Source organism: Paracoccus sp. (in: a-proteobacteria), from assembly GCF_047973135.1.
Lineage (GTDB): Bacteria > Pseudomonadota > Alphaproteobacteria > Rhodobacterales > Rhodobacteraceae > Paracoccus.
The window spans coordinates 1-10701 of the sequence record NZ_JBKEBL010000031.1; the positions used below are offsets into that span (position 1 = coordinate 1).

The 10701-nt window shown below is 64.3% G+C and carries 10 protein-coding genes; 9 read left to right on the forward strand and 1 reads right to left on the reverse strand.

Annotated elements, in window-relative coordinates:
* Positions 1–294: transposase (locus tag ACK5L9_RS02805; protein WP_416909928.1), on the forward strand; the 294-nt coding region annotated here is incomplete at its 5' end.
* Between the two features lie 320 nt (positions 295–614).
* Here ACK5L9_RS02805 and ACK5L9_RS02810 read toward each other — a convergent pair.
* On the reverse strand, positions 615–1847 hold the full coding sequence (locus ACK5L9_RS02810) for an RsmB/NOP family class I SAM-dependent RNA methyltransferase (RefSeq protein WP_416909937.1): 1233 nt from the start codon (positions 1845–1847) through the stop codon (positions 615–617).
* A gap of 92 nt (positions 1848–1939) precedes the next feature.
* Between ACK5L9_RS02810 and ACK5L9_RS02815 the strand changes: the two genes are divergently transcribed.
* The 8 genes from ACK5L9_RS02815 to ACK5L9_RS02850 all read left to right on the forward strand — a co-directional run bounded on the left by ACK5L9_RS02815 (position 1940) and on the right by ACK5L9_RS02850 (position 10337).
* The gene (locus tag ACK5L9_RS02815; protein ID WP_416909929.1) at positions 1940–2116 is read left to right on the forward strand and encodes a DUF1674 domain-containing protein; all 177 of its coding nucleotides are present in this window, start codon (positions 1940–1942) and stop codon (positions 2114–2116) included.
* 2 nt (positions 2117–2118) lie between these two features.
* On the forward strand, positions 2119–3450 hold the full coding sequence (locus ACK5L9_RS02820; protein ID WP_416909930.1) for an amidase: 1332 nt from the start codon (positions 2119–2121) through the stop codon (positions 3448–3450).
* A 93-nt stretch (positions 3451–3543) separates the two neighbouring features.
* On the forward strand, positions 3544–4749 hold the full coding sequence (locus ACK5L9_RS02825; protein WP_416909931.1) for an aminotransferase class I/II-fold pyridoxal phosphate-dependent enzyme: 1206 nt from the start codon (positions 3544–3546) through the stop codon (positions 4747–4749).
* Between the two features lie 4 nt (positions 4750–4753).
* Entirely contained in the window at positions 4754–7381 is a 2628-nt protein-coding gene (locus ACK5L9_RS02830) for a DNA translocase FtsK (protein WP_416909932.1), read from the forward strand.
* A 179-nt stretch (positions 7382–7560) separates the two neighbouring features.
* On the forward strand, positions 7561–7902 hold the full coding sequence (locus tag ACK5L9_RS02835; protein ID WP_416909933.1) for a hypothetical protein: 342 nt from the start codon (positions 7561–7563) through the stop codon (positions 7900–7902).
* Positions 7903–7946: 44 nt separating this feature from the next.
* On the forward strand, positions 7947–8975 hold the full coding sequence (locus ACK5L9_RS02840; protein WP_416909934.1) for a radical SAM protein: 1029 nt from the start codon (positions 7947–7949) through the stop codon (positions 8973–8975).
* Positions 8976–9074: 99 nt separating this feature from the next.
* On the forward strand, positions 9075–9743 hold the full coding sequence (locus ACK5L9_RS02845; protein ID WP_416909935.1) for a DUF2268 domain-containing putative Zn-dependent protease: 669 nt from the start codon (positions 9075–9077) through the stop codon (positions 9741–9743).
* An 84-nt stretch (positions 9744–9827) separates the two neighbouring features.
* A complete protein-coding gene (locus ACK5L9_RS02850) occupies positions 9828–10337 on the forward strand; it encodes a hypothetical protein (RefSeq protein WP_416909936.1) in 510 nt (169 codons plus the stop codon).
* Positions 10338–10701 lie beyond the last annotated feature (364 nt).

The following is a 10701-nucleotide window of genomic DNA, read 5'->3' on the forward strand; positions in this document are numbered from 1 at the left end:
GCCGCTTACCACAAAGGGCCAGACGTTCGGGATTTCCTTGCAAGGCCCAATTGCCGCATCCACCTGATCCAGCTGCCGCCCTATTGCCCCCACCTGAACCCAATCGAACGATTATGGGCCGTCATGCACCAATGCGTAACCCACAATCGCCACTACCCAACGCAAAAGCAGTTCGCGGATGCGATCCTCCGGTTCTTTCGCGAAACCCTGCCCAGAGAATGGAAAACCTTCCGCAGCCAAGTGTCAGACAACTTCAGGATCGTCACTCACGAAAAATTTCGGGTTTTGGAGTGAGGGCAGTATAGATCTATCGGCTATTCTTGGCAAGATTGCCCGGCCAAGGTTATTGCGACCGGGCGGCAGGCAGCCGGGACTATGCGCAATCTCTGCCGGTGTACAGGCTGTGCGCATCCGGTGCGGCGATATTCCCCGTATTTCCTGGGGATTTCGCGCCGCGCGGACTCTGCCGTTGCGCAAACAGCCAATGCAACGCCCGCCCTGCCCCGCGCAACGCTGCCCTTGCGCGCCGGGCGGGGGGTCCGGGGGGCGCAGCGCCCCCGGCCACCGCGGGACGCAAAAAGCGACGTGGGTTTCCCGCGGCGCCAGCGCAACGTTTATCCTTTGCGCAGCCGGGCCATGAAAAAACCATCCATGCCGCCCAAATCGGGCCAGTAATCGGGCCGCAGCCGCAATCCGCCCTCGGGTGTAGTCCATTCCGGCGCGCATCCCGCCAGTGCCGGGGTTTCGATCATCAGTCCCGGATGCCGGGCCAGGGCGGCGGCAATCTGCGCCTCGCCCTCATCGGACAGCAGCGAACAGACCGCATAGACCAGCCGCCCGCCCGGAGCCAGCAGGGTCAGCGCGTGATCGATCAGTCGCGATTGCAGCGCGACCAGATCGGCTATGCCGCTGCCGTCGCGCAGAAAGGGCAGGTCGGGATGGCGGCGGATCGTGCCGGTGGCGGAACAGGGCGCGTCCAGCAGCACCGCGTCCAGACGCGCATCGGGCCGCCAGTCCAGCGCATCCGCCGCCACCAGTGCCGCCTCCAGCCCGCAGCGCTTCAGGTTCTCGGCCACGCGTTTCAGCCGCGCCGCGCTGATATCCACCGCCGTGACCCGCGCCCCCGCCGCCGCCAGTTGCAGCGTCTTGCCGCCCGGCGCGGCGCACAGATCGGCGATCCCCTCGCCGGGGCGCGGATCCAGCAGCCGTACGGGCAGTGCCGCCGCCGCGTCCTGCACCCACCAGTCGCCGCTGGCAAAGCCCGGCAAGGCTGAGACCTGCACCGGCCCGCGCAGGCGCAGCGACCCTGTCGGCAGCATCTCGGCCCCCTCGATGGCCCCGGCCCCCGGCTTCAGCGTCAGATCCAGCGGCGCGCCGGCCTGATGGGCAGCCTCTATGGCCCGCGCCGCCGCCTCGCCATGGGCCGCGACCACCGGCCCGCGCAGCCAGTCGGGCAGGGGCTGGGGCGGCAGTCCGGCCCATTCCGTATATCCCGCCACCTTGCGCAGCACCGCATTGACCATGCCCGCTGCCGCCTGTCCGCGCTTGCCCAGACCACGCGTCAGCGTCACGGCGGCATCCACCACCCCATGCGCCGCACCGCCCAGTTCCAGCAGCTCGACCGTGGCCAGGCGCAGCACATCGGCGACCTGTGGGGCGGGCCTGCGGCTGACATGGTGCGCGATCACCTGATCCGCACGGCCCTGATGGCGCAGCGCTTCGGCAGCCAGCCGCGCGGCGCGGGCCTGATCCGGGGGCGGTAGCGATTTCAGCGCCCCTGCCTGATCGGACAGCGACAGCCCGTCGCGCACCCCCTGCAACAGCCGCAGCGCGCCCTTGCGCGCCATATCAACACCGGGCTTTGCCAAAACGCTTTCCTTTGTCGTAATCTTGTAGAATGAGTGTTGCAGTCCTTTATCCCCTCTTGCCCGAGGTTTCCATGAGCGATCACGCCGATCTGCCCGCCGCTGCCCGCCGCGCCCTTGCCGAGGCCGAGGAACGCCGCAAGGCCGCCGCCGCGCAGCAACCGCTGCCCAGGGAATATGGAGGCCGCAAAGGGCCTGAACCCGTGCGCTTTGGCGATTATGAAAAGAACGGCATCGCGGTGGATTTCTGACGATGAAGTGGTTGCGGGCCACGGCGGTCGAACAGGGCCGGGCGATCATGGCGGGCCTGCTGGACCCGCTGGACCAGACCGAAGCCTATCTTGAGGCCGCGCGCAAGCATCGCGACGGTCGCCGCATCTATGCAAGGCTGACGCCCACCCGCGCGCGGGCCGAGGCCATTGCCGCCCATGACCGCGCCAAGGCCGAATTGCGGCGCGGCCTGCTGGATGGTGTGGCGATAAGCTGGAAGGACAATATCGACAGCGGTGGCATCCGCTCTGAGGCTGGGTCTCGCCTGCTTGAGGGACGGCTGCCGCGCAACGATGCCGATATTCTGGCGCAGGCGACCCGCGAAGGGCTGATCTGCCTGGGCAAGACCCATATGACCGAACTGGCCTTTTCCGGGCTGGGGTTGAACCCGCAGACGGCGACCCCGCCCAATGCGCTGGACCCGGCGCTGGCGCCGGGCGGTTCGTCCTCGGGGGCGGCGGTGTCGGTGGCGCTGGGGTTGGCGGCGGCGGCGATCGGGTCGGATACCGGAGGTTCGATCCGGGTGCCCGCCGCCTGGAACGGTATCACCGGCTTCAAGCCCACCCATGGCGCGGTATCCGCGCGCGGGGTAGTGCCGCTGTGCCGCCGGTTTGATGTGGCTGGCCCTCTGGCCCGCAGCGTCGAGGATTGCGCCGCGATCATGGCCGTGCTGGTCGGCAAGCCTGCCGTCGATCTCAAGGATGCCTCGGCGCGGGGGCTGCGCCTGATGGTGCTGGACGGCCTGCCCTTCGAGGATGCCGGGGACGCCCCCGTCGCCGCCTTCGAGGATGCCGTGGACCGGCTGGGCAGGGCCGGCGCGCAGATCAGCCATGCCGCACCCGAGATCGTCGGAAAGGCCATGGCCCTGTCGCCGCAGCTTTTCGCGCCTGAAGCCTATGGCATCTGGCGCGCCCAGATTGAGGACGCGCCGGAACTGATGTGGAAACCGATTCTGGACCGTTTCCGCACCGGTGCCGATATCGCTGCCGCCGATTACGTTGCCGGATGGGAGGCGTTGACCCGGCTGCGCCGCGAATGGGCCGCGACCATGGCCGGGTTTGACGGTATCCTTTTGCCGACCGCGCCGATCCTGCCGCCCGACCGGCAACGGCTGCTGGATGACGAGGAATATTTCGTCCGTGCCAACCTGCTGACCCTGCGCAATACCCGCATCGGCAACCTTTTGGGACTGCCCGCCATCACCCTGCCCACCGGCCTGCCCGGCTGCGGGATCATGGCGATGGGACATGTGGGCGGCGACCGGCATCTTTTGCGTGTTGCCGCTGGCATGGAAGCCGCACTTGGCGCGCGTTAGGCCGCGCAGGGCTTGCTTTTGCTGGACGCAACCCGGCAAGCGCGTTAATGTTCAGGACAATAACGGGGCACAGACCCCGAAAGCGAGGCAGATATGGCAATCCCCGAGCGGTTCTCGAACCTGCCGGATTACGCGTTTCCACGCCTGCGGGCGCTGTTGTCGGGTATTGAACCCGGCCTGAAACCGGGCGAGGCTCCGATGGTCATGACCATCGGTGAGCCGCGTCATGCCATGCCCGCATTCGTGGCCGAGGTCATGGCCGATACGTTGGATCAATTCGCGAAATACCCCGTGAACGAAGGCACGGCGGGCCTGCTGGCGGCCATAGGCGACTGGCTTAAGGGACGCTATGGCCTTGATGTGTCACCTGACCGGATCATGGCGCTGAACGGCACGCGCGAGGGGTTGTTCAACGCCGCGCTGGCACTGTGCCCCGAACGCAAGAATGGCCAGCGCCCTGCGATCCTGTTGCCGAACCCGTTCTATCAGGCCTATGCGGTGGCGGCTGCGGCGGTGCAGGCGGAACCGGTTTTCGTGCCTGCCGCTGCTGCGACCGGCAATCTGCCCGACTATGCCGCGCTGCCCGCCGATCTGCTGGACCGTACCGCCATCGCCTATGTCTGTTCGCCCGCCAATCCGCAGGGCTCGGTGGCGGGACGCGATTATCTGGAACGCCTGATCGAACTGGCTGATCGCCACGATTTCCTGATCTTCGCGGATGAGTGCTATTCGGAAATCTATCGCGACGCCCCTCCGCCCGGTGCGCTGGCCGTGGCGACGGAAATGGGGCAGGCCGACCGGGTGGTGATGTTCAATTCGCTGTCCAAGCGGTCGAACCTGCCGGGGCTGCGGTCTGGTTTCGTGGCGGGAAGCGCCGCGAATATCGTCCAGATCCGCCGGTTACGCAGCTATGGCGGCGCGCCGCTGCCGTTACCGGTACAGGCCGTCAGCGAGGCCGCCTGGCGGGACGAGGCGCATGTCGTGGCCAGCCGCACGCTGTATCGCCGCAAATACGAGATTGCCGACCGGGTGTTGGGCGACGTGCCGGGCTACAGGCCGGTCGAGGGCGGGTTTTTCCTGTGGCTGCCCGTCGCCGACAGCGAAGAGGCGGCAAAGCGGCTGTGGGCCGAGGCCGGAATTCAGGTTCTGCCGGGGGCTTATCTTTCGCGCGATGTGGCGGGCGAGAATCCGGGCAAGGGATTTATCCGGGTCGCGCTGGTCGCCACGCCCGAGGAAACCGAGGCTGCGCTGATCCGTCTGCGTGGCGTTCTTTACGACGACGAGACAGGGGAAAGGTGACGGAATGGCTAGCTGGCAGGCGAAACACCGCGATCCGCTGTTCGACCAGAACACGCAGGCGGCGCTGGAGCGGCGCGGAAAGGAATTGCTGGGCGCCGGTCTGGTCGTTCTGGGCGTGCTGATCGCGATGATGCTGGGAAGCTGGTCCTCGGATGACCCCAGTTTTCTGTCGGCCACCGACCAACCCGCCGAGAACCTGCTGGGCAGCTTTGGCGCCTATATCGCCTCGCCGCTGATGATGATTGCCGGCAAGGGGTCGTGGATGCTGGTTGCGGGCGCGGTCGTCTGGGGCCTGCGGCTGATGCTGCACCGGGGCGAGGAACGGCTGATGCGGGCGATCTTTCTGCCGATCGCCGTGGCGCTGGTTTCGGTTTATTGCGCCAGCCTGGTGCCGGATGCGGAATGGCAGCAAAGCTATGGCATGGGCGGGCATTTCGGCGACATGGTGATGGGCGCGCTGGTCAGCCTGATCCCGCTGAAGGCGCAGATCGCCATCAAGATTGCCGCGTTGCTGGTCGCTGCGGGAATGGTCACCTTTTCGGCGCTGGTGCTGGGGTTCGACAAGGCCGAAACGCGGGTGCTGTGGCGCCGTTTCGTGATCGGCCTGCTGATCGCCTATGATGCCGGGCTGCGTCTGCTGGGCAGGGGGGTCGCCGCATCCTTCTTTGTCGCCCGCAAGGCCCGGACCCGCCGGCAGGCGGCCACGGTCGGGCCCGCACGAGGCGAGGCCGTTCCCGGAGGCAACCGCATGCCACGCGTGTCGGTGCCGCAGCCGGAATTCGATCCTGCGGACCTTCCCGAGCCCGAACTGATCGAGCGCGATGCCGATTATGACGGCGATGCCCCCTCGGCCGAAGAGGTCAGCGGCCGGATCAGCGATGCGATCCGCAACCGCGCGGGCCGTTCATCGGTGCTGGCCGTCGTCGCTGCGCGTCTTGCACGCGAGGGCGGCAAGGATGCCGGACAGGATCAGGCCGAACTTGCGGCGGCAGAGCCGGTGGAACCCGTGCCTTTCGGGCATGAAACCCCGCGCGTCGTGGTGCCGCCCCACAAGCCGCCGGCGGCGTCGCGTCAGGCCCGCGCCGAGGCCGAGCCGCAACTGCGTTTTGATGACCGCGAACCGGTCTATGAGACCCCTCCGCTGGCTCTGTTGGCCTCGCCCGAGACGGTGCAGCGCATGCAACTGTCCGAAGAGGCGATGATGGAAAATGCCCGCATGCTGGAGGCGGTGCTGGACGATTACGGCGTCAAGGGTCAGATCACCGAGGTTCGGCCCGGCCCGGTCGTCACCCTGTACGAGCTGGAACCGGCACCAGGGCTGAAGGCCAGCCGGGTCATCGGGCTGGCTGATGACATCGCGCGGTCCATGTCGGCCCTGTCGGCGCGCGTCAGCACGGTGCCGGGGCGCAGCGTGATCGGGATCGAATTGCCCAATGCCCGGCGCGAAAAGGTCGTGCTGCGCGAAATCCTTGGGGCGCGCGCCTTTGGGGATGGCAGCCACCCGCTGCCTCTGGCCCTTGGCAAGGATATCGGCGGCGATCCGGTCGTGGCGAATCTGGCAAAGATGCCCCACCTGCTGATCGCGGGGACCACCGGGTCAGGAAAATCGGTGGCCATCAACACCATGATCCTGTCGCTGCTGTACAAGCTGACGCCGAATGAATGCCGGTTGATCATGATCGATCCGAAGATGCTGGAACTGTCGGTTTATGACGGCATTCCGCATCTGCTGTCGCCTGTTGTCACCGACCCGAAAAAGGCGGTCGTCGCGCTGAAATGGGTCGTGGGCGAGATGGAGGACCGCTATCGCAGGATGTCCAAGATGGGCGTGCGCAATATCGAGGGCTATAACGGTCGCGTTCGCGAGGCGTTGTCGCGCAACGAGATGTTCAGGCGCACCGTCCAGACCGGCTTTGACGAGGATACCGGCGAACCCATCTTCGAGACCGAGGAATTCCAGCCCGAGCTGTTCCCCTATATCGTCGTCATCGTCGATGAGATGGCCGACCTGATGATGGTCGCCGGGAAAGAAATCGAGGCCTGCATCCAGCGCCTGGCACAAATGGCGCGGGCCAGCGGTATCCACCTGATCATGGCGACGCAGCGCCCCTCGGTCGATGTTATTACCGGCACGATCAAGGCGAACTTTCCGACCCGGATCAGCTTTCAGGTGACATCGAAAATCGACAGCCGCACAATCCTTGGCGAGCAGGGGGCCGAGCAATTGCTGGGTCAGGGCGACATGCTGTATATGGGCACCGGTGCCCGCGTCACCCGCATCCATGGGCCATTCGTCAGCGACGAAGAGGTCGAAGAGGTCGTCACCCATCTGAAATCCTTTGGTCCGCCATCCTACAAATCCGGCGTCGTCGAAGGCCCGGACGAGGAAAAGGCCGATGATATAGACGCGGTTCTGGGCCTTGGCGGCGGCGATAACGGGGATGAGGCGCTGTATGATCAGGCGGTGATGATCGTGGCGAAGGATCGCAAATGTTCGACCTCGTATATCCAGCGCAAGCTGGCGATCGGCTATAACAAGGCCGCCCGGCTGGTTGAACAGATGGAGGATCAGGGCGTCGTATCCGCGGCGAACCATGTCGGCAAGCGCGAGGTGCTGGTTCCCGAGATCTGACGCCGGATGGCGCGAGGGAACCGGCCCCGCCTGATTGCGGTGCTGGGGATTTCATGCTTAGGGGTTTGAAATTGCGCGCGGAACCGTTCCGGTTTTTCGGAAACCCCATAAAAACATAATAATTGTTAAAATCCACGAATCGTCGTAATATATTATTGTTGGTTTTTGGAGTGTTTGACATGGAAGATAATGCACTGGGAACCTTGTCCTACGAGGTGTCAGCCGAGGCGTTAAGGAAGATCGTCGAAACCGGCCGTGTCCTTGAATTTGCCAATACCGTAGCGGCCAGCGCGGCGGCAGAGATTCACGCCCAGATCGTTGATCAGATTTCGCGCGCGGCGGTTGAGGGAAAGGCAGTCGGCGGCGTCAGTGTCGGGGCCGTGAACATCTTTGAAGGCGGCGATTTCGGTACGGTGCCAAAGGGTCCGAAAGGCCCGCGCTCGAAGATCGGAATATTGATCGGAGGCAATGCGCTGTCCCACGTGGCCGACATCGCTCAGATCCAGCATCTGCATCGCTGACAGCCCCGCTACGAGGTCGGGCCATGACAGCGTCAGCAAGTTTGATGGTGCACCTGACAGGCAGGTGCAATCTTGAATGCAGGCATTGCTATATGGATGGCGGCCCCACGCGACGGGAACGCCTGCCCCGCGACTGGGTGTTGTCAGCCATTCGCGAAGCGCCATCCATGGGGATCGGATCGCTGTTCCTGACCGGGGGCGAGCCGCTGATGTATCCGCGCATGGACGAGATGCTGGCGGTGGCGGCGGGAACCGGGCTGGAGGTGACACTATCCACCAATGCCACGCTGGTCGGGGACCGGCAGGCCGCAATGCTGGCCCGGCACCGGATCAGCGTTCATGTCAGCATAGACGGGTCGCCAGAATTTCACGACGCTTTTCGGGCGGTGCCGGGTGCCTTTGCTGCGACCGAAGCCGGGATCGCCCGATTGCGGCGTGCCGAGGTGCCGGTCACGGTGGTGACGACCATTTCGCAGGCCAATCTGGATCAGTTCGATGCGATTGCTGCATGGTCAGTCGCGGCGGGTGCCGAACGCCTGCTGGTCCAGCCTCTGCTGCGTCTGGGGCGCGGCGAAGGGATCGTCGATCAGATGCTGACCTCGCCTCAGCTTCTGGAACTGATCCTGCGGGTCTCGGATCTGGCCAATGCGCCTGGAAGGCCCATCAAGTCCAGCATTATCGGCGGCAGTAAACGCTTTTTTCTGGCTCATCCCTGCGCGGCCTATGTCTGCAACGGCGGCGGCTGCCATCGTGGCGTTTCTGCCGAGATCAAGAAGATCGTCGTGCGCGAAGATGGCTATATCCTGCCCGAGGCAACCAATCTGGATCATCGCTATGCCATCGGACGCGCCGGAGAGGCGCCGTTGAGCGAACTGATGGCCAGGTATTTTGTCCATGGCTACCAAGAGTTTGACCGCCTTTGCCGGGCCACCTATGCCGAAATGGTTCCCGACTGGCCGGATCCGATTCTTCCGTGGGATCAGATGTTGGCCGAACGCAGCCGCGCGCCGGTTCCAGACGGCCTGTCGGTTCGCGCAGGTTGCGGCGCGGCGCGTGAATTTGCCGCCACTTGAAACTTGGGCGAATCTTGTCACACTTGGTTGATCGCGTTGCACTTTGACCGTGCTGCCGCGTAATAGTCGCGGTATCCGGCAAAGCAGGAGATCAGGGCCGTGACCATCTGGAACATTCACCTTCTGAACGCGCGTCACGCCCTGACGCGCGTTTTGCCTGAAATCCGCGCCACCGCGCGCGAGGCGGTGGCGGTGGTGTCGGGCCTGACCGACTTGCCGCGCTTCGATCTGGTAGTCAGGGGACAGCGCGGCGGGGGGATCCCGGAATGGGGTGTGGGCGGGCAGGCCCCCGGTGCGGGTGTGATTGATGTGACACTGAACCCCGACCGCTTTTCCGCGCCGCTGTTGCTGCGTACGCTGGTCCACGAGATGCACCACCTGATCCGGTACGAGGGGCCGGGCTATGGCAAATCACTGGGTGAGGCGTTGGTCAGCGAGGGGCTGGCCGGGCATTTCGTCCTGCATGTTCTGGGCGGCAAGCCTGATCCCTGGGACGCGACGACGCCCGCGCAGGGCGTAACCCGGCGGGCGATGAACGAATGGTCGCGGCTGGATTACGACCATGCCGAATGGTTTTTCGGCAAGGGAGGGCTGCGGAAATATACGGGCTATGGTTTGGGCCATCGGCTGGTGGCCGGACATCTGGCCCAATCGCAGGGCGAGGATGCGTTGACGCTTGTCCATGCCCGCGCCGACGATTTCCGCCCGGCGATGCGAAGGCTGGCCGGGGCTGACAGCACCCCTGACGAAGCCGCGCCGGAAGCCTGACCGTTTTCGGTTTACGGTCGGGGACAATTTGTGCGATTGATGATGCAGGTATTTTATGCTTGCAGTTGATTTAAGGTATTGGTGATGACCGAAAGCGCGCAGCAACGGCCCGGCCGGACCCGGCGAATCCTGGCACTGCTGGGCAGCAACTGGGCGGTCACGGTTCTGGGCGGCTTGCTGGTGGTGTTCCTGACGCCGATCATTGCCGGTTTTGCCAACCTGACTTTCAGCATGAAAAGCTGGGAATTGTTCGGGGCCTCGAACGAGGCGGGCATGCCGGGCGCGAGTTTGGCCCCGGATTCGGTGTACCGATTGCCGCTTGGGGAACGTTTCAGGGTAGAAGGCGATCTTTTGCTTTCGGTGTACTGGGATTCGGAATACCCCTACGCATCCCTGACCAACGCGTCGGGCAGGGTCTATCGCGATCATATCAGCGTCGCCAGATCGCTTTCCGCAGCAGGCAATTGCCGCCATGTTGCCGTCCATCTGATGCGTCAGCCCAACGACGCAGATCAAGAGTTTTTCATCATGTACACGGCCCAACCGGTCGAGTCCGACGAATGCCGAAGCGTCTGGTCCCATCTGTTCGGCTGAGGCCGCTTCGCATCGTGCCATTTTGTCGTTGAACCGCCGATCCGTATCTGTCCTGCCCGGCCGATTGCGGCGGTGACGATGTCGGAAATTCCGACGGGATGCTGCGACACGTTCTATAGCCTGACGACCTCACCATGAGTCAGTTTTCCCAGAGTTCCCATAGTTGTGGGATTTTTAATCGTCGCCTGCATCGGGTTTGAAGCGCTCTCAGACCCGCCTTGAATGGCGAAACCATTGAACGACCACTGATTTTTCTTCGTTTTTTTGGGAGGCCCGCTGTTTGACAGCCCACAATCCGGTTGAGACTGCCCAATAAAGCGCGATGGCCATGACCATGATCAGGCGGTTCAGTTTGCCGGGAGAA